Below are 23,873 nucleotides of genomic sequence, written 5' to 3' on the forward strand. Positions count from 1 at the left end.
ATCGTCTTGAAGGTTCACCCTCGCGATAACCGGCGCACCCGGTTGTGAGCTGACAACCCGTGAGAAAGAAGGGGAGAACGGTGTACAATGTGCCAAGCTCAAAGAGAAGTCGTCGCGATTTCCTGCGCGGGCTTTCACTGGCCGGTGTGGGCGCCGCGGCGGCGGGCAGCACCTTGCCCACGTTCCCGACCTCGGCCGCCCATGCCGAGCGCGCAGCGGTCACCGTGCTGCGGCGGGCCACCGTGATCGACGGCACGGGGGCCAGACCATTACACGGCGCCAGCGTAGTGATCGCCGGCGGATGGATCACCTGGGTGGGCCCCGACGTCGGAGTGTCGGCACATCAGGGTGCACGAGTCGTGGACCTGCACGGGAAGTTCGTCATCCCCGGGCTATGGGACATGCACGCGCACGGGAGCGGGCAAGAGCGGATCGCGCCTCCCCTGTTCGTCGCCAATGGCGTCACCGGCATCAGGGAAATGTGGGGCTTCCCCGCGCTGCACGCGGTGCGTGACCGGATCGAACGCGACGACTTGCTCGGTCCTCGCATGGTGTTGGCCAGCAACATCATCGACGGTCCAGCCTCGCTGCTCGGGCCCCTCCCGACGCGGGTGAGCACCGAGGCCGACGCCAGGCAGGCGGTCCGCGCGGCCAAGGCCGAGGGAGCCGACTTCATCAAGATCTACTCGTATCTCGGCCGCGACACTTTCCCGATCGTCGTCGACGAGGCCCGCAGGCAGGGGTTACAGGTCGCGGGCCACATTCCGTACCTGCTGTCGGTGCCGGAGGCCAGCGACGGCGGGCAGCGCAGCTTCGAGCACCTGCTGGGGATCACGTTGTCGACCTCCAGCAGGGAGGAGGAGTTCCGCCGTCGCATGGCGGACACACCGATCGATCCCGCCGCGCCGCGGGTGTGGTACAATCTCGTGCGCGACTTGGAGCGGGTAGCCGTGGAGAGCTTCGACCCGAACAAGGCGCGTGCGCTCTTCGGCCTCCTCAAACGCAACGGCACATGGCAGTCGCCCACGTTGTCGGTTCTGCATGTGGTCAGCCAACCCGCGGCCACCTACGCGAACGATCCGCGGCTGAGGTACATCCCGGCCTGGGACCAGGCGGCGTGGGCGGATCACCTCAAACAGATCGCACCTGTCACGCCCGAGCAGGTCACGCAGCAACGGAGGTTCTTCCACGCCCTGATGCGGATGGTCGGTCAAGCGCACCGGGCCGGTGTGGGCGTCATCGGTGGCACCGACTGCTACAACCCGTACGTCTTCCCCGGCTTCAGCGTCCACGACGAACTGTCCCTGCTGGTACGAGCGGGGCTGAGCCCGATTGCCGCACTCCAGAGCATGACCCGTGACGCCGCCCGCTACCTCGGCCGCGCCGACACCGTGGGCACCATCGCGCCGGGGAAGGTGGCCGACCTGGTCGTGCTGGACGCCGATCCGCTCGCCGACATCCGCAACACACGCGCGATCCATGCCGTGGTGACCCGCGGTCGCCTCATCATGCGCGAAGAGCGAGAGAAGATCCTGGCGGACGTCGAGGCCGCGGCCAAGGACCCGGGGGCCACTGCCGTGTCGCTACCGGCATGCGTCTGCCACGGCGTCTGACCTGCACCGCCCGCTCGCGGCGGTGGGCGACGACGAGATCGGCGAGGCCCTGGAAGCCGTGTGGCGCGGCGCGGCGCGGCGGTCAACACCTGGAACGCCCGCCGCGCGACGATCTTGTCCTGGCCGGCCTGGTGTCGCGACCGCGGCCACGTCGCACTCGCCGTACTCGCCTGGGCCAAGCGGCCGGCCGCACCCGACAGCCAGACCCCAGCCCGGTCCAAGACCGCGATCGACCGGTTGATCGTCGGCAGCTTCCAAACGCTGAGCTGAGCCGGCTCCAGAGGGCCGGCTATCAGCCGGTACCGGCGGCACAGCCGTCACCGAGACGCTCGGGGTGCCGCCGGTAGGCCGTATCGGTGTCCCCCGGTCAGTACAGCCAGATGGCGTTGCGACGGTGTCGGACAGGGTGGACCTCGAGATCGTCGACAGCCTCGGCGGCATTCGCGCTCTGGCGGATCGCCTCGAGCTGGAGACGCAGACGCTGGCGCGCCCGGCGCTCTTCGATCTTGGCCCATTGCGCCACCGACCGGTCCCGACGATCGGCCCTGGCCCAGGAGTAGACGTCGACCCTGCGGCGGACGGGGGCCGGGCGTGCTCGATGGCCGGCTCGTTCTGCCTCGCGCAGGCACGCGGCGCTGTAACGGAGATCGACTATCGTCACCGATCGCCACGGGTCTCCCCGCCGATCACCTCCAGCGGGAATCGGGCGGTCAAGGTGATGGGCGGTGCGGGACATGGGGCTCCCTTGGTAGCACCGCCAGGTATCTCCTGGCGGACTACGTGAAGCCGGTCGGCCCCGTTGATCGCTCGTGATCCATGGCCGGACCCTAGCATCGCGGGCGGCGAGGTCGCTCAGGTCGCACGAACGGGCGCGCGTCCGTGGATCCACAGCGCCGCAGGCCGAAGCTGGTCCCGCTCTGCGCCCGTCGCTTCCTGCCCGGCGGACGCGGCACATCCGGCAGCCCTCGGTGGTCAGTCCCAGTGGCCGGCGGCGGCGGTCTCGACGACGTAGTCCTCGAACGACCTCGGCGGCCGGCCGAGGGCCCGTTCCACGCCGTCCGAGACCGGCGAGCCCCGGCCGTCGCGGACGGCCACGAAGAGGCCGGTGAGCAGCCGGGCGACGTCGGCGGGGACGCCATTGGCGACCTGACGCTCGACGAAGACCTCGGGCTCGACGTCGACGTGACGGATCGTACGACCGGTGGCCTTGCCGATGAGGTCCGCCGCCTCGCCGAAGTTGATCGCCCGCGGTCCGGTCAGCTGGTAGGTCCGGCCGCCGTGGCGGTCCTCGGTGAGCGCGGCCGCGGCGACCTCGGCGATGTCCTCGGCGTCGACGAACGGCGTACCTCCGTCACCGGCGGGCAGGACCAGCTCCCCGGCGAGAACCCCCTGCCGCCAGAAGCTCTCACTGAAGTTCTGCGCGAACCAGTCCGGCCGCAGGATGGTCCAGCCGACGCCGGAGTCGCGCACGGCCTGCTCGGCGGGCTTGAGGGGATGGCTGTCGCCGGCCTCGCCGACGCCGTAGGCCGACAGCAGCACCAGCCGCCGCACCCCCGACGCGACCGCCTCGGCCACGAACCTGGGGATGCGCGCGCGGTGGTCGACGCTCCCCCGCAGGTCCGGCTCCATGAGGTAGGCGGCGGTGACGCTGTCGAGCGCGGGCGCCCACGTCGTCGGATCGCCCAGGTCGAAGGGGAGGTCGCCGGTGGTACGGGCCACCGCCCGTACCGGATGGCCGGCGCTCCGCAGACGCCGGACGATGCGGCGGCCGGTCTTGCCGTTGCCGCCCAGGATGAGGATGTTCGTCATTCCCCCAAGGGAACTCCACAACGCGAAGACGATCCATGGGAGAACATCCGGGATACCTTTGTGATCGTCTACCGTGATGGGCATGGATGTCCTGAGCGATCTGCTGCACCGGGCCCGCGCCAGGAACGCGCTGGTCAGGAAGCTGGTCCAGCGGCCGCCGTGGTCGCTGGGCTTCGCCGACGCTCCCCCGCTCACGGTCGTGGCCACGCTCGGCGGCCACGCGTCGGTCCGGCTCGGCGAGGACGTCGCCCCCGTACATCTCGCCGCCGGTGACATCGCCCTCATCAGCGCCACGAGCCGCTACACGATCGCCGACAGCCCCTCCACCCCACCCCAGGTGGTGATTCAGGGACAGCAGAAGTACGCCGTCGGCGGCGACCAGGCGGCGGCTCACCGGAGCCTGGCGCCCCGCACCTACGGTGACGGCCTGCCCGGGGCCACGGTCATGATCCGGGGCGCGTACGAACTCCGCGGCGACGTGGGCGACCGCCTGCTGGACATGCTCCCGCCGCTGGCGGTCGTGCCCGCCGGGCCGCGGACCCGAGCGGCGCTGGAGCTGCTGGCCACCGAGATCGCCTGCGACGAACCCGGCCAGGACGCCATCCTCGACCGCCTGCTCGATCTGGTGCTCGTGCTGGCGTTGCGCGCATGGTGCGCCAGGCCGGATCCGGCCCTGCCCGCCTGGCATCGGGCGCTGGCCGACCCCGCGATCGGGGACGTACTGCGTCTGCTGCACGAGGACCCCGCCCACCGGTGGACGGTCGCCGAGCTGGCCGCCAAGGTCGGCATGTCCCGCGCCGCCTTCGCCGCGCGCTTCACCAGCCTTGTCGGCGAGCCCCCGCTCACCTACCTCACCGGCTGGCGCATGGCCCTGGCGGCGGACCTGCTCCGTGACACCGAGGCGACCGTCGCCACCGTGGCCCGGCAGGTCGGGTACGAGGACGCCTTCGCCTTCAGCGTGGCGTTCAAGCGCGCCCGCGCCCTCAGCCCTTCGGCCTGGCGCCGCCAGGCGCGCTGACCTCCGGCGTCGCGGACCGCGGCATCAGGCATGGCCGACCTCGCGCAGCCCCGCGAGGGCCGCGCCGGCGAAGGCGGTGGCGACCTCGCCGCCCTGCACCGGCAGCCACACCGCCGAGGTCGACCAGGTCAGCCGGGGTTCGTCGATGGGCCGCCACACCAGCCCGGCGGGCAACTCGTCGTACGGCTCCTCGTTGAGGTGCGCCCCCAGCCCCGACATGACGAGGCCGTGCACGAAGTGGGGGTTTCTGGCGTGCCTGATCGCGCCGGGCAGGAACCCGTTGTCCCGGCACGCCTCCAGCACGTGGTCGTAGAGCTGAGGCGCCATCTCCCGGGGGAAGATCACCAGCGGTGACCCGTCGAGCGAGCGCAGGCGTACCACCTCCTGACCGGCCGCGCGGTGGCCGGCGGGCAGCACCACGCCGAGGCGCCGGTGGACGACCTCGCTCGACTCCAGCCCCACCGTGTCGCAGGGATGCCGGACGAGGCCCACGTCGAGCTCCTCCGCGCGCAGCTTGGCGAGCTGGCTGGCGGTGGTCAGCTCGTGCAGCTCCAGCAGCACGTCGGGAACGCGCTCGGCGAACGTGGCCACCAGCGTCCTGAGCGCCATCGGCGTCGTGTCCGGCGGCACCCCGGCCCGGAGCACGCCCGAGTCGCCCGGGCGGATGCGGCGCATGGCCTCGCGGGCCGCGTCCGCCCGCTCCAGCACCCCGCGCGCGTGCTCGAGCAGCAGCGCGCCGGCCTCGGTGAGCGAGACGCGGTGCGGGTTGCGGTCGAACAGCCGGACGCCCAGCTCCCGCTCCAGGTCGCGGATGCGCTGGGACAGCGGCGGCTGCGCCATGTGCAGCCGCTCCGCGGCCCGGCCGAAGTGCAGCTCCTCGGCGACCATGACGAAATACCGCAGGTGGCGTAGCTCCATCACCCCGACCATATCGCTCTGATATCGCCAAGAGTCCACATTGATGTTGGCCAGCGCCCCGCAGGACCTGGTTATATCCCCGACAAGCCCGTTGAGCTGCGGAGGGACGCTAGTGAGTGTGCTGCTGGACCGTGACGGACCCGTCGCGGTGATCACCTTGAACCGCCCGGAGAAGCTGAACGCCTGGACCGCCGGGATGCGGGAGCGGCTGATCGAGCTGCTGCGCGCGGCGGGCGCCGACCCGGAGGTGGGCGCCGTCGTCCTCACGGGGGCGGGGCGCGCTTTCTGCGCCGGTCAGGACCTGGGTGAGACGGCCGGGATCGACCCCGACGACCACGCCGCCTCCGACGCCTGGATCGACGGCTTCGACCGGCTCTACCGGGCGGTGCTCGACCTGGACAAGCCGGTCGTGGCCGCGGTGAACGGGGTGGCGGCCGGGTCGGGGTTCCAGTTCGCGCTGCTGGCCGACCTGCGCATCGGCCACGCGGGCACCCGGATGGGCCAGCCGGAGGTGCTGTCGGGCATCCCGAGCATCACCGGCATCTGGGCCATGTGGGGCGTGCTCGGCCGCGCGAAGACCATCGAGTTCGCGCTGACCGGACGCCTGGTGTACGGGGCGGAGGCGGAGCGGCTCGGCCTGCTGACCAGGCTCGTGGCGGAGAACGACGTGCCGGCCGCCGCCGTGGCGCAGGCCAAGGAGCTGGCCGCGCTGCCCTCCGGCGCGGTGGCGCTGACGAAGGGGCGGCTCAGGGAGCTGGAGCGGGACGCCCTGGCCGACTCGGTCGCGGCCGCCAAGCAGGTGCACGCCGCCGCGTACGCCTCGGGCGAGCCCCAGCGGGAGATGGCCCGTTTTCTGAAGGGACGCGCCAAGTGACCGAGTGGAGCGTTCCCGGACGCTACAACATGGCCGTGGACGTGGCCGACCGCCACCCCCGCGAGAACCTGGCGCTGATCTTCGAGGATCACACGGGAGCACGCGAGGAGGTCCGCTGGGGCGCCGTGCAGGACCGCTCCCGCCAGGTGGCCGCCTGCCTGCACGGCCTCGGCGTCCGCCCCGGCGACCGGGTCGCGGTCATGCTCCCCCAGCGCACCGACACCCCGGCGACGTACCTGGGCGTGCTGCGTACCGGCGCCGTGCTCGTGACCATGTCCCTGCTCTGGGCCGACGACCAGATCGCCTACCGGCTCGCCGACTCGGGCGCGTCCGTGCTGGTCACCGAGGCGGGCGCGATCCGGCGGGCGAGCGGGTACGGCGGGACCGTGGTCGACGTGGACGACCCGGCGATCGGCCTGCTGACGCCGGAGTTCGAGGACGCCGACACCGCCGCCGACGACCCCGCGCTGATCTTCTACACCTCCGGCACGACCGGTCCCGCCAAGGGCATCGTGCACGCGCACCGCACGCTGCTCGGCCACAACGAGTTCCGGCACTGCCATGACCTGCGTCCCGGCGACGTCTTCTACGGCGCGGGAGAGTGGGCCTGGTCGATGGCCAAGCTCATGGGCCCGCTCAGGGCGGGCGCGACGCATCTGGTCTACCGGCCGGCGGCCGGGTTCGACCCGGAGGGGCTGCTGGCCAGCATGGCGCGCAACGGCGTCACGACCGGCCTGGTCAACCCCACGTTCCTGCGCAAGATGCGCGAGCAACTGCCAGACGCGGGCCGCCGTCACCCGCAGCGGTTCCGTACGATCTGCTGCGCCAACGAGCCGCTCACCGCCGACCTGATCGGCTGGTTCCGCGACCAGTTCGGGGTCACGCTGCTCGACTACTACGGCTCCACGGAGTCGTACCCGCTGATCGGGAACTTCCCCGGCGTCCCGGTCAAGGAGGGGTCCATGGGGCGGCCGCTGCCCGGCTGGGACGTGGCGCTCCTCGACGAGCACGAGCGGCCGGTCCCGGCGGGCGAGGTCGGCGAGATCTGCCTGCGGGCGCGGAGCAACCCGCAGTTCCCGCTCGGCTACTGGAACCGCCCCGGGCCCTCCCGGGAGGTGTTCGGCGGCGAGTGGTTCCACACCAAGGACCACGCGCGGGTGGACGAGGACGGCTACTACTGGTTCCTCGGCCGCGTCGACGACGTGATCAAGACCTCCGGCTACCGCGTTGGCCCCGACGAGATCGAGGAGGCGCTGCGCGCCCATCCCGCCGTCGCGGACGTGGGCGTGGCCGGGGTGCCCGACCCCGTACGCGGCCAGGCCGTCAAGGCGTGGGTCCGGCCGGCGCCCGGCCACCTGCCGGGCGAGGAGCTGGCACGGCAGATCCGCGAGTTCGCCAAGACCACGCACTCGCGCTTCGCCTACCCCAGGGAGATCGAGTTCGTGGACGAGCTGCCCCGGTCGGCGACCGGGAAGATCCAGCGCGCCCAGCTCCGACTCCGTCACCAGAAATAGGGAGCAAGCAATGACCCCCCACGCCTCCACGGACGTCCGGCGCAAGGTCACCCTGGCCTCCGCCATCGGCAACTTCGTCGAATGGTTCGACTCGGCGGCGTACGCGGTGATGTCCGCGACGATCGCCAAGCTGTTCTTCCCCGACTACGACACGACGGCCGCGCTGCTCGCCACCTGGGCGATCTTCGCGGGCGGGTTCGTCGCCCGCCCGCTCGGGGCCGCCTTCTTCGGCAGGTACGGCGACCGCCTCGGCCGCAACAGGATGCTGGCGCTGACCATCCTGACGATGAGCGGCGCCACGTTCCTCATCGGCATCCTGCCCACCTACGCCTCCTGGGGCATGGCCGCGCCGATCCTGCTGTTCCTGCTGCGCTGCGCCCAGGGGTTCTCGACCGGCGGCGAATACACCGGGGCGTCGGCGTTCATCGTGGAGTACGCGCCGGAGGGGCGGCGGGCCCGCTTCGCCGCCGCCGTGCCGGTGACCGTGGGCCTGGCCAGCGTGGCGGGCTCCGGCGTCGGCTTCCTGATCACCTCGACGGTCACGACCGAGGCGCTGCAGAGCTGGGGCTGGCGCATCCCGTTCCTGCTGGCGGCGCCGCTCGGGCTCATCGGCCTCTACCTGCGGTCCAAGGTCGAGGACACGCCCGTGTTCCGGTCGCTGCAGCAGCACGACGCGGTCGAGCCGGCGCCGCTGCGCGAGGCCGTGCGCCGCTGCGGTCGCCAGATCGCCACGCTCTTCGGCTACAGCATCACGAACGCCGTCGGGTACTACCTGATGAGCAGCTACATGATCGCGTACATGTCGGAGGAGCTCGGCTACACCAAGAGCCAGGCCCAGCTCACGAACGTGGTCTCGATGCTCGCCTACAGCGTGGCCTGCCTGTTCGCGGCGGCGGCCAGCGACCGGTTCGGCCGCCGGCCCATGCTCGTCGTCGCGTGCGCGGGCTTCGTGCTGCTGCCGCTGCCGGCGTTCTGGCTGATGGGGTCGAGCCTGGCCGGGGCGATGGTCGGCACGTCGGTGCTGGCGATGCTCGTGGCGGTGATCGGCACCTCCAACGTGCCCGCGCTGGTGGAGATGTTCCCCGCGAAGGTGCGGGCGAGCGGCTCGGCCATCGGGTACACGGCGGCGTACGTGCTGTTCGGCGGCACCGCCCCGTTCGCGGCGACGGGGCTGGTCTCCGCGACGGGCAGCGCCGTCGCGCCCGCCTACTACATGGTGGGGCTCGCGGCCGTGTCGCTGGTGGTGGTGCTGACCTCGTTCAGGGAGACCCGCGGCCTGCGGCTGGACCGGGGTGTGGACGAGGTCACCAGCGGGGCCTGACCGGCGGAGCCGGCCCGTCAGCCGGGGCGGCGGAGGGTACGGCGTACGGCCAGGCCGCCGAGGACCGCCGACGCGAGCGCCAGGATTCCCGCCTCGGTCCACTGGAAGCGCCAGAATCGGGACGCCGGATGGTGGTACACCGCGTACCGGTAGCCCTTGCCGAACAGGCACGCCTGCCACGCCTCGGCGTTCCTGTTGCTCTGCCCCGCGTCCACCCGACGCGGGCAGCCGCTCCCCGACGGCTCGGCTACCTCCCTCCCGGACGGCTCCACCCAGGCGGCGCTCACCATCCGGGCGTCGGGATCGTCCAGCAGCACGGTGCCGGACAGCTCGGTACGCGCCGGCTCGGCGTAGTAGTCGCTCAGCTGGAACAGGGTGAACATCGTCACCGCCACCCCGGCCACGACCAGCGCCATCGCGGGCAGCGTACGCCGGAACAGGGTGCCGGCCAGCGTGCCCAGCGCGAACGCGTACAGCCACCACGCCGCCGGCTCCACGCCGACCATGTTGAACACGCCGATATTGCCGAACGTGGAGTCGACCCCTTCCCTGAACACCGGCCGCCACAGGCTCACCATGAGCGACAGCAGCAGCCCACCCGTCACGACCGCCCCGCCCAGGATCGACAGCTTGACCGCCAGCCACCGCCACACGGGCACCGCCTGAGTCCAGGCCAGGCGGTGGGTGCCGCGCTCGTACTCGCGGCCGAGCAGGGGCGCGCCCCAGAACGCCCCGATCAGCGCCGGCGCCACCAGCGGCATCCAGCCGAACACCGAGTAGACCGCGTCGTAGCGCCGCCCGAGCGCCACCGCCAGGTCCCCGCACTCCACAGCGGGCCCCGGGCAGCCGGGCGGGGCGTGCTCGGTCACGTACCGGCTCGCCTCCACCGCCGAACCCAGCAGCAGCACCCCCAGCAGCGCCAGGAAGCCCGCCGTCACCAGGAGCTGCGCCCGGTGCTGGCGCCACGTCACCCAGATCACGCGCTCACCCCCGTCAGCTCCGGAAGTGCCGCCGACTCGGGACTGCGCAGATAGCCCATGACGAGCTCCTCCAGCCGGGGGCGCCGCGCCTGCCAGCGAGGATCGAGCGGGGGCGCTCCCCTGACCAGCATGCTGACCTGCCTGCCGGCCCGGCTCGCGCTCACCACCTGCATCCCCGCCACCGATGCCCCGTCCGGTCCGGTGAGCACGAGATGCCCGTCGAGGAGGTCCTCGATGTCACCACTGACCTGCAGCCGGCCCCCGTTCAGCACGATCAGCCAGTCGCACGTCTCCTCCAGGTCCGAGACGACGTGCGAGGAGAGCAACACGGTCAGCTCCCGCCCGGCCATCTCCGCCATGATCGAGCGCATCACGTCGTGGCGGGCCAGGGGGTCGAGGTTGGCCAGCGGTTCGTCCAGCACGAGCAGGTCGGGCCGGCAGGCCAGCGCCATCGTGACCGCCACCTGCGCCTGCTGCCCGCCCGACAGCCCGCTCACCTTCCGCTCCAGCGGGATGCCGAGCCGGGCGAGCCGGTCCGCAGCGGCGGCGTCGTCCCAGCGGGTGTTCATGCGGCGGCCGAAGGTGAGCATCTCGGCGACGGTGAAGCTCTCGTACAGCGGCTTGTCCTGGGCCACGAACGCCACCTTGCCGGCCACGCGGACGCTTCCCAGCGCGGGCCGCAGCAGGCCGACGGCCGCGTGCATGAGAGTGGTCTTGCCCGCGCCGTTGGGCCCGACGAGCGCCGCCACGCGTCCCGCGGGCACGGACAGCGAGCAGTCGCGCAACACCCATGTGCGGCGATAGCGGACCCCCAGCCCGGTCGCCTCCAGCGCGGGACTCATGCCGCGCCCTCCTTCGCGGCGTCGGCCAGGACCACGGTGACCAACACCCGCAGGTCCTCCTGGTCGAGCCCGGCCGCGCGGGCCTCGCGCACCCACGCCTCCAGCCCGCGCCGCAGCCGCGTGTGCTCGGCGAGCGTCGCACCCGCGACGCCCCGCTGAACGAACGTCCCCATTCCCTGCCGTCCCTCGACCAGCCCTTCGCGCTCCAGCTCCCGGTACGCCTTGAGCACGGTGTTGGGGTTGATGGCCAGGCTCTCGACCACCTCGCGGGCAGTCGGCAACTGGTCACCGGGCCGCAGCGTACCGAGCCTGAGCGCCTGTTTGACCTGGTGAACGAGCTGCAGGTACGTCGAGACCCCCGAGCCGCGGTCCAGGTTGAACTCGATCAACCGAAAACACCCTTTCACTATTTGAGTAGTGAAAGGGTGTTGTATTCGGGCGCCCGTTGTCAACCCTGCTGTCGTTGCCAGATTGCGGCCGGCGTGAGAAAGGCCGCGTTCTCCTCCGGCAGGCCCACCGTGACGCGCACGCCCTCCCCCGGGAACGCCCGCACGATCACCCCGTTGGCATGGCAGTGGTCGGCGAAAGGCGCGCAGGGCGGCCTCGCCGACGGGGGTGGAGGTCGGGTTGTTCGGGTTGCAGACGAACACCAGCCTGGTCCGCGGGGTGATGGCCGCCGCCATGGCCTGGAGGTCCTGGACGTGGTCGCGCAGCGGGACCCGTACGGGGACTCCGCCCGCCACCGTGGTCAGGATCGGGTACGCCTCGAACGACCGCCACCCGAAGAGCACCTCGCTGCCCGGCCCGCACACCGTGTGCGGGACCTGCCCGCAGACCTCGGACGAGCCCGCGCCCACGGCGATGCGATCGGTGCTCACCTCGTGTCGGGCGGCCAGCGCTTCGAGCAGGCGTCAGACGTGGGCGAGCAGGACGGCGGGGTTCTCCACGCAGTCGGCCACGAAGCGTAGGAAGCCGCCTGCCGCGCCGCCGTCGCAGACGCGGTGGTCGAACGTGAACGACAGCTGGGTGACCTTCCGGGGCACGACCGCGCCGTCCTTCACCCAGGGGCGGTCGATGATGCGGCCGACGCCGAGGAGCGCCGCCTCCGGGTGGTTGATGATCGGGGTGGATCCGTCCACGCCGAAGACGCCGTAGTTGTTGAGCGTGAACGTGCCCCCGGTCAGCGCCGCGGGCGGCAGCGTGCCTTCGCGGGCGAGGGCGGTGAGCCTGGCCAGTTCGGCGGCGAGCTGCGCGGTCGTCATGAGGTGCGCGTCGCGGACCACCGGAACGACCAGGCCGCGATCGGTCTGGGCGGCGAAGCCGAGGTTGACGTGGCCGTGCCGGACGATCTCGGCGCGGGCGGTGTCGACCGAGGAGTTCAGCTCGGGGAAGCGGCGCAGGGCGGCCACGCAGCTGCGGGCCAGGAGCGCGAGCAGCCCGATGCCGAGGTCCGGGCGGTCCCGCCGGAGCGCGTCCTTGACCTCGAGCAGGCCGGTGGCGTCGACGTCCACCCAGGTGGTGGCGTCGGGGATCTCGGTACGGCTGCGGCTCAGCTTGTCGGCCACCGCCCGCCGGAGTCCGCGCAGGGGGATGCGCTCGGTCCGGAGCGGGGTTCCGGTCGCCTCCGATGTCGTCCGGGTCGCGGCGGACGCTGTCCCGGTCGCGGCCGACGTCGTTTCGGTCGCTCCCGGTGTCGCCGGGGCGACCGCGAAGGCGGCGGGGACGGTGGAGGAGGCGGGGGCTGCCATGGCGCGTTCGACGTCGCGGCGGAGGATCACGCCGCGGGGTCCGGTGGGGGTGACGGCGGAGAGATCCACCCCGTGCTCGTGGGCGAGCCTGCGCACGAGCGGGGAGATCACCCGAGGCGCCTGCCGCTCACCAGCCGCGGCCGGGGAGGCAGGCGCGGCCGGCGAGGCGGACGCGGGCCGGGAGGCCGGGACCGTAGGTGGCCGGCCGGGGGTTGCGGGGGCCTTTCGGGAGCGTCGGCGGGTGGTGGGGGTGTGGCCGGTGCCGTAGCCGATGAGGACGTTTCCGGATCCGGCGCGTTCCTCCTCCCGGTAGCGCTCCGCGGTGGCCGAATCGCCCACGCCGCCCGCCGGGCCGACCTCGATGAGCGGCTCCCCCACCGACAGGACGGCCCCCGCCGAAGCGTGCAGGCTCAGCACCGTCCCCGCGTACGGCACAGGCACCTCCACCGCCGCCTTGGCGGTCTCGACCTCCACCACGATCTGGTCGATCTCGACGGTGTCCCCGACGGCGACCTTCCAGTCGACGATCTCGGCCTCCGTCAGCCCTTCGCCCAGATCGGGCAGGCGGAAGACGTGCCGCGTCATGACGCCTCCCCGCCCAGGTGCGCCAGATCGGGCTCGTCACCGAACTGGAGCCGGTCCACCGCGTCCAGCACCCGGTCGGCGTCCGGCAGATGCGAGTGCTCGAGGATCGGAGGCGGGTACGGGATGTCGAACCCCGTGACCCGCAGCACCGGCGCCGCCAGCGAGTGGAAGCACCGCTCCTGCACGCGGGCCGCGATCTCCGCGCCCACCCCGGCGAACCCCTGGGCCTCCTGGATCACCACGCAGCGTCCGGTTTTGCGTACGGAGGACACGACGGTCGAGTCGTCGAACGGGACGATCGTCCGCAGATCCACCACCTCCAGGGCGAGCCCGTCCTGGGCCGCGGCGTCGGCGGCCTGGAGCGCCACCGAAACGCTCGGCCCGTAGGCGACCAGCGTCGCGTCGCGGCCCTCGCGCAGCACCGCCGCCCGCCCGAACCCCGCCGCCCGCCGGTCCCCGACGGACGTCTCGCCCTTGGACCAGTACAGGCGCTTGGGTTCCATGAAGATCACCGGGTCAGGGTCGGCGATGGCGTCGCGCAGCAGCCAGTACGCGTCGTCGGCCGTCGCGGGGGTTACGACCTTCAGGCCGGGCGTGTGCGCGTAGTACGCCTCGCTGGAGTCGCAGTGGTGCTCGACGCCGCCGATGCCGCCCGCGTACGGGATCCTGATCACCATCGGCAGCGACAGCCGCCCGCGCGTGCGGTTGCGCAGCTTGGCCACGTGCGAGGCGATCTGTTCGAAGGCCGGGTAGGCGAACGCGTCGAACTGCATCTCGATCACCGGCCGGAAGCCGCCCATGGCCAGCCCCACGGCCAGCCCCACGATCCCGGCTTCGGCCAGCGGTGTGTCGAAGCACCGCTCCTCGCCGAACTCCTTGGTCAGCCCGTCGGTGATGCGGAAGACGCCGCCCAGCGGGCCCACGTCCTCGCCGAAGACGAGAACGCGTTCGTCCTCGCGCAGGGCGTCCCGAAGCGCGGCGTTCAGCGCCTGCGCCATGCTCAAAGTGGTGCTCAAAGTGGCCATCTCAGTCCTCCAGCTCGGACGCCAGCAGGGCCCGCTGCTCGCGCAACTGGGGCGTGGCCTCGGCGAAGACGTGCTCGAACAGCTCGAACGGATCCGCCTTCGGATCGACGTTCATCTCCGCGCGCACCCGGGCGGCGAACTCCTCGGCGGCCTCGTGCGCCGCGTCGACGGCGTCGGCGTCGAGCACGCCGCGCCCACGCAGGTAGGTCTCCAGGCGGGCGAGCGGGTCGGCCGCCTCCCACTGCTCGACCTCCCGCTTGTCCCGGTACCGGGCGGCGTCGTCGGCGTTGGTGTGGGGGTCCATCCGGTACGTGTGCGCCTCCACCAGGAAGGGGCCGCCGCCCGTACGCGCGTGCTCCGCGGCCTCGGTCAGGACGGACAGCACCGCGACGAGGTCGTTGCCGTCCACCTGCTCGGAGCGGATGCCGTACCCGATGCCCTTGTACGCGAGCGCCGGCGCGGCGCTCTGCTTGGCCAGCGGCACGGAGATCGCGTACTTGTTGTTCTGCACGAAGAACACGACGGGCGCGTGCAGGACCGCGGCGTAGTTCAGCGCCTCGTGGAAGTCGCCCTCGCTGGTGCCGCCGTCGCCGATGAAGGCCATGACGACGCCGTTCTCGTTCTTGCGGCGCAGGGCGTCGGCCATGCCCACGGCGTGGATGGTCTGGGTGGCCAGCGGGGTGCACTGGGGCGCGACCCGGGTGGCGGCGGGGTCGTACCCGCAGTGCCAGCCGCCCCGCAGCAGGGTCAGCACCTCGACGGGATCGAGGCCCCGGGAGACCAGCGCCACCGAGTCCCGGTAGGTCGGGAACAGCCAATCGTCCTCGCGCAGCGCGAGCACCCCGGCGATCTGGCAGGCCTCCTGCCCGCGGCTGGAGGGGTAGACGGCCAGGCGCCCCTGCTTGGTCAGCGCGGTCGCCTGGCGGTCGAAGCGGCGGCCGACGACCATCCGGCGGTAGGCCTCCAGCAACCGCTCCTCCTCCGGCACCTGGTAGCCGGTGGGCGGCTGGACCGCCGTGCCGTCCTCGGCGATGAAGCGCACCGGCACGGGTGAGGGCAGAAGGACGTCGACGGACATGCGACGCTCCCTTTCTCTGGACGTTTGACAGGGAAAGCGTCCGCGCATGGAGCCAGGTGTTCAAGACATCAGGCATGATGAGCGACAAAAGGTCTGAAACCAGTCTTCAGGAGGACCGATTGTCGTTCAACGACGGTGTCGGAGAGGGGTCGGCGGGACATTCGGCCGCGCCGCTGGACGGGGTGGATCGGGAGATCATCGCCGAGCTGCGGCGGGACGGCCGGATCTCGATGCGTACCCTCGCCGAGCGCGTGCACGTCTCCCGGGCCAACGTCTACGCCAGGATCACCCGGCTCATGGACGCCGGGGTGATCACCGGCTTCACGGCGCGGATCGCGCCGCACAAGGCCGGCCTGGGCACCAGCGCGTACGTCTCGCTCACCATCGAGCAGAACTCCTGGCGCGCGGTGTCGGCCCGGCTCCGGGAGACTCCGTACGTCGAGAACTTCGCCCTGGTCGGCGGCGACTACGACGTCCTGGCGCTGGTCAGGACCCCGGACAACGCGACGCTCCGGCACGTGGTGCTGGAGCTCATCCAGGACATCCCGGGCATCCGTGCCACCCGTACGTGGCTGGTGTTCGAGGAGGCCCGCGGCGCCGGAGCCGGGTGAGCGGTCAGCGCGCCCGCAGCGCCTTGTACTCGCCGAGCAGCGCCTCCAGGCTCCGCACCATGAACGTGTAGTACTCGTACATCTCGGACATGCGGGCGCGCTGCCGGTCGGGGAGATCGGCCGAGCGGGCCCGGGCGTTCTCGGCCAGAGAGAGCAGCTCCGTCGTCTGCTCCAGCTGGTGCTGCAGGCAGCCGATCCAGGCGTCCTCGCGCCACTCGTAGACGTACTGCCGGGACCCGGACTCCTTGAACCGCCGTACGGTCCCGTTGACCACGAGCAGGCGGGTCGTCTCCGAGACCGAGCCCTTGCTGGCGTTCAGGGCGGCCTGCAGCTCGTCCATCGTCATGGGCGTCTCGCTCAGCATGAGCACCCCCGCGGCACGCCCGGCCATCGGCGGCCAGCCCATCGCGCGGCCGATGCGCAGGCCGAAGTCGTCGATCAGGGGGTTCACGTCGCCGACGGACACCAGCGGAACATTCCGCCGGCGCGGCACTCGCCGCCCGCTCCGCCGAGCGGGGCAAGCGCGTCCTGCTGCTGGAGGCCGGTCCCGACTACCGTTCGGCGCGGATGCACGAGGCGTGGCGCTCGCCGAACCCGGTCCGCGCACTGCTGGACCCCACCGCCGTCGAGGGCATGGTGTGGATGGGCGTCACCTCCTCCCGCACCGACAGGCAGGCGCCGGCTCCGTACTGGCGGGGCAGGGGCGTCGGCGGCAGCTCGTCGATCAACGGGCAGATCGCGATCCGCCGCCGCGTTGGCGGCCGGGCACGCCTGGGCGCCGGACGTGAACGCGCCCGGCGCCGCCGGGGTCTCCCCCTACCCGATCAGCTCGCGCGCCGGGCGCCGGGTCACGGTCAACGACGGCTACCTCGAGCCCGCCCGGTCCCTGGCCGGCCTCACCGTCCGCGGTGACACCCTGGTCGACCAGGTCCTCTTCGCCAGGGCAGGGGCTTCTTCTACCCCGCGACCGTGCTCACCGGCGTGGACGAGTCCATGCTGGTCATGACCGAGGAGACCTTCGGCCCGATCGCCCCGGTCGTCGTGGTCTCCTCCTTCGAGGAGGGGCTGGAGCGGGCGAGCGCGTCACGCTTCGGCCTGGCCGCCACCGTGTACACCGCCGACCCCGAGCACATGGCGGCCGCCCGCCGCATCCCCGCCGGTGTCGTGTGGGTGAACCAGTGGCAGGGCGGCGGCCCCGAGCGGCTGTACGAACCTGCCGGGGACAGCGGCATGGGCGCGACCGGCTCCCGCGCCGCCTACGACGCGGCCACCCGCCCCACCTCGATCCACACCGCCCCCGCCGCGTGACGGGGACCCCAGGGGTCAGCGGCCCTCGAAGGTGGGTTTGCGTTTGTCGAGGAACGCCTCCACCGCTCCCGCGTGGTCGGCGGTCAGCCCCAGGCGGGCCTGGGCGCGGGCCTCGGCGGTGAGTGCCGCGCCGAGGTCCTGGTCCCAGGCCCCGGCGATCAGCCGCTTGGACTCGGCGTACGCGGCGGTCGGCCCGGCGGCGAGCCGGGCCGCCAGCTCACGCGCCACCGCACCGGCCTCCTCCCGAGGGACCACGCGCCCCGTGATCCCCCACTCCACCGCCTGCCGGGCGCCGAACGACTCACCGAGCAGGACCAGCTCCTTGGCCCTGGCCTCGCCGACCGCCCGTACGAGCGTCAGGGACAGCCCCGAGTCGCACGTCAGCCCGATCGCCGTGAACGCCGTCGCGAAGACGGCCTCCTCCGCGAGCACCCGCAGGTCGCAGGCCAGGGCGAGGGCCAGACCGGCGCCGACGCACGTGCCGTTGACGGCGGCGACGACCGGTTTGCCCATGGTGGCCAGGAGCCGGACGATCGGCGCGTAGTCCTCCTCGACGGTGTCGAAGGCGTGCCCGGCGTCCGAGCGGAGCGCCGCCGCGTGCTCGGCGAGGTCCTGGCCGACGCAGAAGGCGGTCCCCGCCCCGGTCAGCACCACCGCGCGTACGTCGTCGTCGGCCGCGACCTCCTCCAGCGCCCGGCGCAGCGCCGTCTTCAGCCCGGTGTCCAGCGCGTTGCGGCGGTCCGGGCGGTTGAGGGTCAGGACGGCCACGGCGCCGTCGCGTTCCAGCAGGATCGAGGCGCCGTCCAGCTCAGGCTCCACCTCAGGCCTCCTGTCCGGGCAGCGGCCAGGTCTTGGCCACGAGGGTCAGCACGTCGTACGTGGCGACCGGCTGGCCGTCCTGGTTGGCGACGACGGCGTCCCAGCGGACCTCGCCGTAGTCGGCGGAGCTGCGCGGGGTGATCTGCTTGACGGTCAGCGTCACGTCGATCGTGTCGCCCGCCTTCACGGGGGTGAGGAAGCGGAGGGAGTCGACGCCGAAGTTCGCCAGGACCGGTCCGGGCGCCGGGTCCACGAAGAGCCCGGCGGCCAGGGACACGACGAGGTACCCGTGGGCGACGATGCCGCCGAACAGCGGGTTGCGCGCGGCGGCCTCGGCGTCGGTGTGCGCGTAGAAGGTGTCCCCGGTGAACTCGGCGAAGTGCTCGATGTCGGCGAGCGAGACCGTGCGCGGCGCGGAGGCGATCGTGTCACCGACGCGCAGCTCCGCCAGGGACTTGCGGAACGGGTGGATGTCCGACTCGGCGCGCGCGGCGCCCGTGGTCCAGCGGCCGGTGACCGCGGTGAGCAGGTCCGGGGAGGCCTGGACGGCGGTGCGCTGCATGTGGTGCAGGACCCCGCGGACGCCGCCCAGCTCCTCGCCGCCGCCGGCCCGGCCCGGGCCGCCGTGGACGAGGACGGGCAGCGGCGAGCCGTGCCCGGTGGACTCCTTGGCGTCGTCCCTGTCCAGGACGAGGACCCGGCCGTGCCACGGCGCCAGCCCCAGCACGACGTTCCGCGCGACCTCCGGGTCGTGGGTGGCGACGGAGGCGACGAGGCTGCCCCTGCCGCGCGCCGCGAGCGCGATCGCCGAGTCCAGGCCGTCGTAGGCGAGCACGGTGCCGACCGGCCCGAACGGCTCCACGTCGTGCGGCTCGGTGGCGCCGGGACGGGCGCGCAGCAGGAGCGGGGTCATGAACGCGCCGCGTTCGGCGTCGCCGTCGAGCAAGGAGGAGCCGGAGGGGTCGCCGAAGGCGATCTCGGCGCCGGCCCGCAGCGCCTCGACGGCCTTGCGCACCTCGTCGCGCTGGCCGAGGCTGGCCAGCGCGCCCATCCGTATGTCCGGATTGCGGGGATCGCCGACGGTCACCTTCGCCAGGCGCGCGGCCAGCGCCTCGACGACCTGGTCGGCCATGGCCGAGGGTACGAGGATCCGGCGGATGGCGGTGCACTTCTGGCCCGCCTTGACCGTCATCTCGGTGACGACGCCCTTGACGAACAGGTCGAACTCCGGGTCCTCCGGCCGCACGTCCGGCCCCAGGATCGAGCAGTTCAGCGAGTCGGCCTCGACGCCCAGCAGGACGCCGCCGTCCAGCACGTTCGGGTGGCGGCGCAGGATGCCCGCGGTGTGCGCGGAGCCGGTGAAGGCGACGGAGTCCTGGACGGTCAGCTCGTCGAGCAGCCCTCCGGCGCCGCCGGAGACGAGCTGGAGCGTGCCTTCGGGCAGGATGCCCGACTCGACGATCAGCCGTACGGCCAGCTCGGTCAGGTAGGCGGTCTGGCTCGCGGGCTTGACGATCGAGGGCAGCCCGGCGAGGAAGGCCGGGGCCAGCTTCTCGAGCATCCCCCAGACCGGGAAGTTGAAGGCGTTGATCTGCACCGCGACGCCCGGCCGCGAGGTGTAGAGGTGCTGGCCGACGAACGTGCCGCCCTTGCCCAGGCGCTCCAGGCCGCCGTCCAGGACGACGGTGTCGTTCGGCAGCTCGCGCACGCCCTTGCCGGCGTAGCTGAACAGGGTGCCGATGCCGCCGTCCACGTCGATCATCGTGTCGCGCGAGGTGGCGCCCGTACGCACGGACAGCGCGTACAGCTCCTCCTTGCGCTCGGTCAGGTGCTTGGCCAGCGCCTTCAGCAGGGCCGCCCGCTCGTGGAAGGTCAGGGACCGCAGCGCGGGCCCGCCGATGTCACGGGCGTGGCGGACCATCGCGGCGACGTCCAGCCCTCGGCTGGAGATCCGCCCGACCTCCTCGCCCGTGGCGGCGTCGAGCAGGGGCTCCCCTTCATCGGCCGCCCGGAACCATCGTCCGGCGGCGTAGCTCTCCAGCAGCGCGCTCACGCGTCCTCTCCTCTCCACAGGGCCCCTTGCGCAGGTACCCCAACACGTGCCACGGTATTACTGACCGAGCGATAAGTAAATACGACTCGACGCCCGAGGAGGGAAATCGATGACGACGCCACCGGCGGAGCCGGAAGCGCTCGAAGCCGCGTTCGAGGCGACGATCGCGCGCCACGACCGGATCGAGCCCCGGGACTGGATGCCGGACGCCTACCGCCGGACGCTCGTACGCCAGATCGCCCAGCACGCGCACTCCGAGATCATCGGCATGCAGCCCGAAGGCGCCTGGATCGGCCGCGCGCCGTCCCTGCGCCGCAAGGCGATCCTGCTGGCCAAGGTGCAGGACGAGGCCGGGCACGGGCTGTACCTGTACTCGGCGTGTGAGACCCTGGGCGTCTCCCGCGCCGAGCTGACCGAGCTGCTGCTCACGGGCCGGCAGAAGTACTCCTCGATCTTCAACTACCCGACGCTGTCGTACGCCGACGTCGGGACGATCGGCTGGCTGGTCGACGGCGCCGCGATCTGCAACCAGGTGCCGCTCTGCCGCACCTCGTACGGCCCGTACGGGCGGGCCATGATCCGCATCTGCAAGGAGGAGTCGTTCCACCAGCGGCAGGGCTACGAGCTGCTGATGACGATGATGAGCGGCACCGACGCCCAGCGGGCGATGGTCCAGGAGTCGGTGGACCGGTTCTGGTGGCCGTCGCTGATGATGTTCGGCCCGCCGGACGCCGACTCGCCCAACAGCGCGCGGTCGATGGCCTGGGGCGTCAAGCGCAACTCCAACGACGAGCTGCGCCAGAAGTTCGTGGACATGACGGTCCCGCAGGCCGAGGCGCTGGGGGTGACGCTGCCCGACCCCGACCTGCGCTGGAACGCCGAACGCGGCCACCACGACTTCGGCGAGCCCGACTGGGAGGAGCTCGCCGCCGTGATCCGCGGTGACGGGCCGTGCAACGCGCAGCGCATGGCGCACCGCCGGGCCGCCCACGAGGACGGCGCCTGGGTTCGCGAGGCCGCGTCGGCGTTCGCGGAGCGGGCGGGCACCCGATGAGCGCCGACCGGCGGGAGTGGCCGCTGTACGAGGTGTTCGTCCGCGGCAAGCGGGGCCTCAACCACGTGCACGTCGGATCGCTGCACGCCGCCGACGACGCGATGGCCGTACGGCACGCGCGTGACGTCTACACCCGGCGCAACGAGGGCGTGAGCATCTGGGTCGTGCGGGCCGACGCCATCACGGCCTCCAGCCCGGACGAGAAGGATCCGCTGTTCGCGCCGAGCGGCGACAAGGTCTACCGACACCCGACGTTCTACGACATTCCCGACAACGTCCCGCACATGTGATCGGTTGGCACTCATGAACGACGAATTCGCCGGCGACTCCTCGCAGTGGGCCTTCGGCACCGGCTTCGAGGACCCTCTGGCCGGGGTCGACACCACGGTGCCGCCGGGCGTGGACGCCGCCGAGCTGGCCGCGTACTGCCTCATGCTCGGAGACGACGCGCTGATCATGTCGCAGCGCCTGTCCGAGTGGTGCAGCCGCGCGCCCGACCTGGAAGAGGACATCGCGCTGGCGAACATGGCGCTCGACCTGCTCGGACAGGCCCGCCTGCTGCTGTCGCGGGCGGCCGCCGCCGATCCCGGCGTCGTGCCCGCCCTGCCCGAGGGCTCGCCGGTGCCCGCCGAGGACGCGCTGGCGTACTTCCGCGACGCCGAGCAGTTCCGCAACGTCCGGCTCGCCGAGGTGGAGAACGGGGACTTCGCGCACGTCGTCGTGCGGCTGCTGCTGTTCTCGGTGGCCCGGCTCGCGCTGCTGGAGCGGCTGCGGACCAGCCGTGACCAGGTCCTGGCGGCGGTGGCGGCCAAGGGCGTGAAGGAGATCACCTACCACCGCGACTGGGCGGGACGCTGGTTCCGCACCCTGGCGCAGGGGACCGGGGAGTCGCGGCGCAGGCTGGTGGCGGCGCTGGACTCCCTGTGGCCGTACCAGGCCGAGCTCACCGATTTCGGCGAGGACCTGCGCGACGAGGTGAACGTCGTCCTCGACCAGGTCTTCGCCGTGAGCGGCGTCGAGCGGCCCGAGCGCGCGCCGCTGGCCGGCACCGGCCGCGACGGCGCGCACACCGACGCCCTCGGCCCACTGCTCGCCGAGATGCAGGTCGTCGCCCGCGCCCACCCGAGCGGGCGCTGGTGAGCGCCCGCGACCGGGCCGCCGAGGTCGCGGCGCAGGTACGCGACCCCGAGATGCCCATGCTCACGCTCGCGGACCTCGGCGTGCTGCGCGGCGTCGAGGTATCCGGTGGCGAGGAGGTGGTCGTGTCGATCACCCCGACGTACACCGGCTGCCCGGCCATGGCGACCATGCGCGACGACCTCGTCCACCGGCTGCGGGAGGCCGGGTTCGACCGGGTCGAGGTGCGGATCGTCCTGGATCCGCCCTGGTCGAGCGACTGGATCACCGAACGCGGCCGGGCCGCCCTGCGGGAGGCCGGGCTGTCGGCCCCCGGCCCCGCCCCTCGGCGCAGCGGCCCGATCCCGCTCACGCTGGGGCCGGCCAGGAGCGCCCCGCCCTGCCCGCGCTGCGGGTCGGCGGCGACCCGGCTGACGTCCGAGTTCGGCGCGACCGCCTGCAAGGCCCTCTACCGCTGCACCGGCTGCCTTGAGCCGTTCGAGCACGTCAAGGAGATCTGACATGGCCGCTTTCCACCCGCTCACCGTGTCGGCGGTGGACCGCCTGTGCGAGGACGCCGCGGCGATCACGTTCGCCGTCCCGGCCGAGCTGCGCGAGGCGTACGCCTTCCGCGCCGGGCAGTCGCTCACCCTGCGCCGCGTCGTGGACGGGCGGGAGGAGCGCCGGTCGTACTCGATCTGCGCGCCGGCCGGCGCGCGGCCCCGGATCGGGGTCCGCGAGATCCCGGGCGGGTTGTTCTCGTCCTGGCTGGTACGCGAGGTCGCGCCCGGGACGCGGATCGAGGTCCAGACGCCGACCGGCTCCTGGCGGGCCGACCCCGCCACGGGCGAGCGGCACCTGTGCGTCGCCGCCGGGTCGGGCATCACCCCGATGCTGTCGCTCGCCTCGACCGTGCTCACCCATCCAGAAGCCCAGGTGTCGCTGCTGTACGGCAACCGGACCAGCCGGACCGTGATGTTCGCCGAGGAGCTGGGCGACCTGAAGAACCGCTACGGCCCCCGGCTCCAGGTGGTCCACGCGCTCTCGCGGGAGCCGCGCGACGTCGAGCTGTTCTCGGGGCGGCTCGACGGCGACCGGCTGCGCCGCCTGCTGACCGAGGTGGTGCCGGTCGAGGTGTTCGACCACATCTGGCTCTGCGGGCCGCTGGCGATGATCCAGGAAGCGCGTACGGTGCTCGCCGACCTGGGCGTACCCGCCTCCCGCGTGCACGTCGAGCTGTTCTACGTCGACGAGCCGCCGCCGCGACCGCGACGGGCCGCGGAGGGGGTCGCGCCCGGCGCGACGAGCGAGCTGACGACGGTGCTGGACGGCCTGCGGACGACCTCGACGGTCTCCCGCGACGCGACGCTGCTCGACGGCGCCCAGGCGGCGCGCGCGGACCTGCCGTTCGCCTGCAAGGGCGGCGTCTGCGGGACGTGCCGCGCGGTCGTACGGTCGGGCGAGGTGGACATGCGCCGCAACTACGCCCTCGAACAGGCCGAGGTGGACGCCGGATTCGTCCTGACCTGCCAGACATTTCCGGTCGGCGAGCGCGTCACCGTCGACTACGACGCATAAGGAGCCCAC

The 23,873-nt window shown here is 72.5% G+C and carries 26 protein-coding genes and 1 pseudogene; 13 read left to right on the forward strand and 14 right to left on the reverse strand.

Annotated elements, in window-relative coordinates; genetic code table 11:
* Positions 1 to 59: 59 nt before the first annotated feature.
* Both ACWDRB_RS56515 and ACWDRB_RS56520 read left to right on the forward strand, forming a co-directional pair.
* Positions 60 to 1,613, forward strand: coding sequence for an amidohydrolase family protein (locus ACWDRB_RS56515; protein ID WP_449909243.1), 1,554 nt, complete (start codon positions 60 to 62; stop codon positions 1,611 to 1,613).
* Between the two features lie 60 nt (positions 1,614 to 1,673).
* Positions 1,674 to 1,883, forward strand: a complete 210-nt coding sequence (locus tag ACWDRB_RS56520; RefSeq protein WP_449909245.1) for a hypothetical protein — start codon at positions 1,674 to 1,676, stop codon at positions 1,881 to 1,883.
* A 97-nt stretch (positions 1,884 to 1,980) separates the two neighbouring features.
* Here ACWDRB_RS56520 and ACWDRB_RS56525 read toward each other — a convergent pair whose 3' ends face one another.
* Both ACWDRB_RS56525 and ACWDRB_RS56530 read right to left on the reverse strand, forming a co-directional pair.
* Positions 1,981 to 2,349 (reverse strand): hypothetical protein, encoded by a 369-nt coding sequence (locus ACWDRB_RS56525; RefSeq protein ID WP_449909247.1) that lies wholly within the window; start codon positions 2,347 to 2,349, stop codon positions 1,981 to 1,983.
* A 236-nt stretch (positions 2,350 to 2,585) separates the two neighbouring features.
* Positions 2,586 to 3,422, reverse strand: coding sequence for an NAD(P)H-binding protein (locus ACWDRB_RS56530; RefSeq protein WP_449909248.1), 837 nt, complete (start codon positions 3,420 to 3,422; stop codon positions 2,586 to 2,588).
* 82 nt (positions 3,423 to 3,504) lie between these two features.
* Between ACWDRB_RS56530 and ACWDRB_RS56535 the strand changes: the two genes are divergently transcribed.
* Positions 3,505 to 4,440, forward strand: coding sequence for a cupin domain-containing protein (locus ACWDRB_RS56535; RefSeq protein WP_449909250.1), 936 nt, complete (start codon positions 3,505 to 3,507; stop codon positions 4,438 to 4,440).
* A gap of 24 nt (positions 4,441 to 4,464) precedes the next feature.
* Here ACWDRB_RS56535 and ACWDRB_RS56540 read toward each other — a convergent pair whose 3' ends face one another.
* Positions 4,465 to 5,358, reverse strand: a complete 894-nt coding sequence (locus ACWDRB_RS56540; protein WP_397367773.1) for a LysR substrate-binding domain-containing protein — start codon at positions 5,356 to 5,358, stop codon at positions 4,465 to 4,467.
* Between the two features lie 112 nt (positions 5,359 to 5,470).
* On the opposite strand from ACWDRB_RS56540, the gene ACWDRB_RS56545 reads away from it, so the two are divergent.
* From ACWDRB_RS56545 to ACWDRB_RS56555, 3 genes are read left to right on the forward strand one after another with little or no spacing between them, the layout of a single operon-like run.
* Positions 5,471 to 6,232 carry an enoyl-CoA hydratase/isomerase family protein gene (locus tag ACWDRB_RS56545; RefSeq protein ID WP_449909253.1) on the forward strand — a complete coding sequence of 254 codons (762 nt, stop codon included), beginning with the start codon at positions 5,471 to 5,473 and terminating at the stop codon, positions 6,230 to 6,232.
* Entirely contained in the window at positions 6,229 to 7,746 is a 1,518-nt protein-coding gene (locus ACWDRB_RS56550; RefSeq protein WP_449909256.1) for an acyl-CoA synthetase, read from the forward strand. Before ACWDRB_RS56545 ends, ACWDRB_RS56550 begins: the two co-directional genes overlap by 4 nt.
* Positions 7,747 to 7,756: 10 nt before the next feature.
* A complete protein-coding gene (locus tag ACWDRB_RS56555; protein ID WP_449909259.1) occupies positions 7,757 to 9,067 on the forward strand; it encodes an MFS transporter in 1,311 nt (436 codons plus the stop codon).
* A 17-nt stretch (positions 9,068 to 9,084) separates the two neighbouring features.
* On the opposite strand, the gene ACWDRB_RS56560 is transcribed toward ACWDRB_RS56555, so the two are convergent.
* From ACWDRB_RS56560 to pdhA, 7 genes and pseudogenes are all read right to left on the reverse strand, one after another.
* A complete protein-coding gene (locus ACWDRB_RS56560) occupies positions 9,085 to 10,047 on the reverse strand; it encodes an ABC transporter permease (protein ID WP_449909262.1) in 963 nt (320 codons plus the stop codon).
* Complete coding sequence (locus ACWDRB_RS56565; RefSeq protein WP_449909264.1) at positions 10,044 to 10,889, reverse strand: ABC transporter ATP-binding protein; 846 nt, start codon at positions 10,887 to 10,889, stop codon at positions 10,044 to 10,046. The genes ACWDRB_RS56560 and ACWDRB_RS56565 overlap by 4 nt, the downstream gene beginning before the upstream one ends.
* Positions 10,886 to 11,278 carry a GntR family transcriptional regulator gene (locus tag ACWDRB_RS56570; protein WP_449909267.1) on the reverse strand — a complete coding sequence of 131 codons (393 nt, stop codon included), beginning with the start codon at positions 11,276 to 11,278 and terminating at the stop codon, positions 10,886 to 10,888. The genes ACWDRB_RS56565 and ACWDRB_RS56570 overlap by 4 nt, the downstream gene beginning before the upstream one ends.
* A 234-nt stretch (positions 11,279 to 11,512) precedes the next feature.
* Positions 11,513 to 11,797 (reverse strand): annotated as a pseudogene (locus tag ACWDRB_RS56575) (aminotransferase class I/II-fold pyridoxal phosphate-dependent enzyme); the annotation flags it as partial.
* A 3-nt stretch (positions 11,798 to 11,800) separates the two neighbouring features.
* Positions 11,801 to 13,222, reverse strand: coding sequence for a dihydrolipoamide acetyltransferase family protein (locus tag ACWDRB_RS56580; RefSeq protein ID WP_449909270.1), 1,422 nt, complete (start codon positions 13,220 to 13,222; stop codon positions 11,801 to 11,803).
* Positions 13,219 to 14,247, reverse strand: coding sequence for an alpha-ketoacid dehydrogenase subunit beta (locus tag ACWDRB_RS56585; RefSeq protein ID WP_449909273.1), 1,029 nt, complete (start codon positions 14,245 to 14,247; stop codon positions 13,219 to 13,221). The genes ACWDRB_RS56580 and ACWDRB_RS56585 overlap by 4 nt, the downstream gene beginning before the upstream one ends.
* Before the next feature lies 1 nt (position 14,248).
* A complete protein-coding gene (pdhA, locus tag ACWDRB_RS56590; protein ID WP_449909276.1) occupies positions 14,249 to 15,325 on the reverse strand; it encodes a pyruvate dehydrogenase (acetyl-transferring) E1 component subunit alpha in 1,077 nt (358 codons plus the stop codon).
* 119 nt (positions 15,326 to 15,444) lie between these two features.
* Here pdhA and ACWDRB_RS56595 point away from each other — a divergent pair, with 119 nt between their 5' ends.
* Positions 15,445 to 15,936 carry an Lrp/AsnC family transcriptional regulator gene (locus ACWDRB_RS56595; RefSeq protein WP_449909278.1) on the forward strand — a complete coding sequence of 164 codons (492 nt, stop codon included), beginning with the start codon at positions 15,445 to 15,447 and terminating at the stop codon, positions 15,934 to 15,936.
* Between the two features lie 4 nt (positions 15,937 to 15,940).
* Here ACWDRB_RS56595 and ACWDRB_RS56600 read toward each other — a convergent pair whose 3' ends face one another.
* Entirely contained in the window at positions 15,941 to 16,402 is a 462-nt protein-coding gene (locus tag ACWDRB_RS56600; protein WP_449909280.1) for a GbsR/MarR family transcriptional regulator, read from the reverse strand.
* Positions 16,403 to 16,487: 85 nt separating this feature from the next.
* Positions 16,488 to 16,664 carry a hypothetical protein gene (locus tag ACWDRB_RS56605; RefSeq protein ID WP_449909283.1) on the reverse strand — a complete coding sequence of 59 codons (177 nt, stop codon included), beginning with the start codon at positions 16,662 to 16,664 and terminating at the stop codon, positions 16,488 to 16,490.
* 241 nt (positions 16,665 to 16,905) lie between these two features.
* Between ACWDRB_RS56605 and ACWDRB_RS56610 the strand changes: the two genes are divergently transcribed.
* Entirely contained in the window at positions 16,906 to 17,244 is a 339-nt protein-coding gene (locus ACWDRB_RS56610) for an aldehyde dehydrogenase family protein (protein WP_449909286.1), read from the forward strand.
* Positions 17,245 to 17,259: 15 nt separating this feature from the next.
* Here the strand turns inward: ACWDRB_RS56610 and ACWDRB_RS56615 are convergent, their stop codons facing one another.
* Positions 17,260 to 18,063, reverse strand: a complete 804-nt coding sequence (locus tag ACWDRB_RS56615; protein WP_449909289.1) for an enoyl-CoA hydratase/isomerase family protein — start codon at positions 18,061 to 18,063, stop codon at positions 17,260 to 17,262.
* Between the two features lies 1 nt (position 18,064).
* Positions 18,065 to 20,116, reverse strand: coding sequence for a phenylacetic acid degradation bifunctional protein PaaZ (gene paaZ / locus ACWDRB_RS56620; protein WP_449909292.1), 2,052 nt, complete (start codon positions 20,114 to 20,116; stop codon positions 18,065 to 18,067).
* Between the two features lie 109 nt (positions 20,117 to 20,225).
* Between paaZ and paaA the strand changes: the two genes are divergently transcribed.
* Genes paaA through paaE form a run of 5 tightly spaced genes read left to right on the forward strand, consistent with a single transcriptional unit; the run spans position 20,226 to position 23,864 of the window.
* On the forward strand, positions 20,226 to 21,170 hold the full coding sequence (paaA, locus tag ACWDRB_RS56625; RefSeq protein WP_449909295.1) for a 1,2-phenylacetyl-CoA epoxidase subunit PaaA: 945 nt from the start codon (positions 20,226 to 20,228) through the stop codon (positions 21,168 to 21,170).
* Positions 21,167 to 21,460 carry a 1,2-phenylacetyl-CoA epoxidase subunit PaaB gene (paaB, locus tag ACWDRB_RS56630; RefSeq protein ID WP_192783751.1) on the forward strand — a complete coding sequence of 98 codons (294 nt, stop codon included), beginning with the start codon at positions 21,167 to 21,169 and terminating at the stop codon, positions 21,458 to 21,460. Before paaA ends, paaB begins: the two co-directional genes overlap by 4 nt.
* Before the next feature lie 13 nt (positions 21,461 to 21,473).
* Positions 21,474 to 22,310, forward strand: a complete 837-nt coding sequence (paaC, locus tag ACWDRB_RS56635) for a 1,2-phenylacetyl-CoA epoxidase subunit PaaC (RefSeq protein WP_449909298.1) — start codon at positions 21,474 to 21,476, stop codon at positions 22,308 to 22,310.
* Entirely contained in the window at positions 22,307 to 22,807 is a 501-nt protein-coding gene (paaD, locus tag ACWDRB_RS56640; RefSeq protein ID WP_449909301.1) for a 1,2-phenylacetyl-CoA epoxidase subunit PaaD, read from the forward strand. Before paaC ends, paaD begins: the two co-directional genes overlap by 4 nt.
* Position 22,808: 1 nt before the next feature.
* The gene (gene paaE, locus ACWDRB_RS56645) at positions 22,809 to 23,864 is read left to right on the forward strand and encodes a 1,2-phenylacetyl-CoA epoxidase subunit PaaE (protein WP_449909303.1); all 1,056 of its coding nucleotides are present in this window, start codon (positions 22,809 to 22,811) and stop codon (positions 23,862 to 23,864) included.
* Positions 23,865 to 23,873 lie beyond the last annotated feature (9 nt).

The sequence above is a fragment of the Nonomuraea sp. NPDC003707 genome (assembly GCF_053587055.1).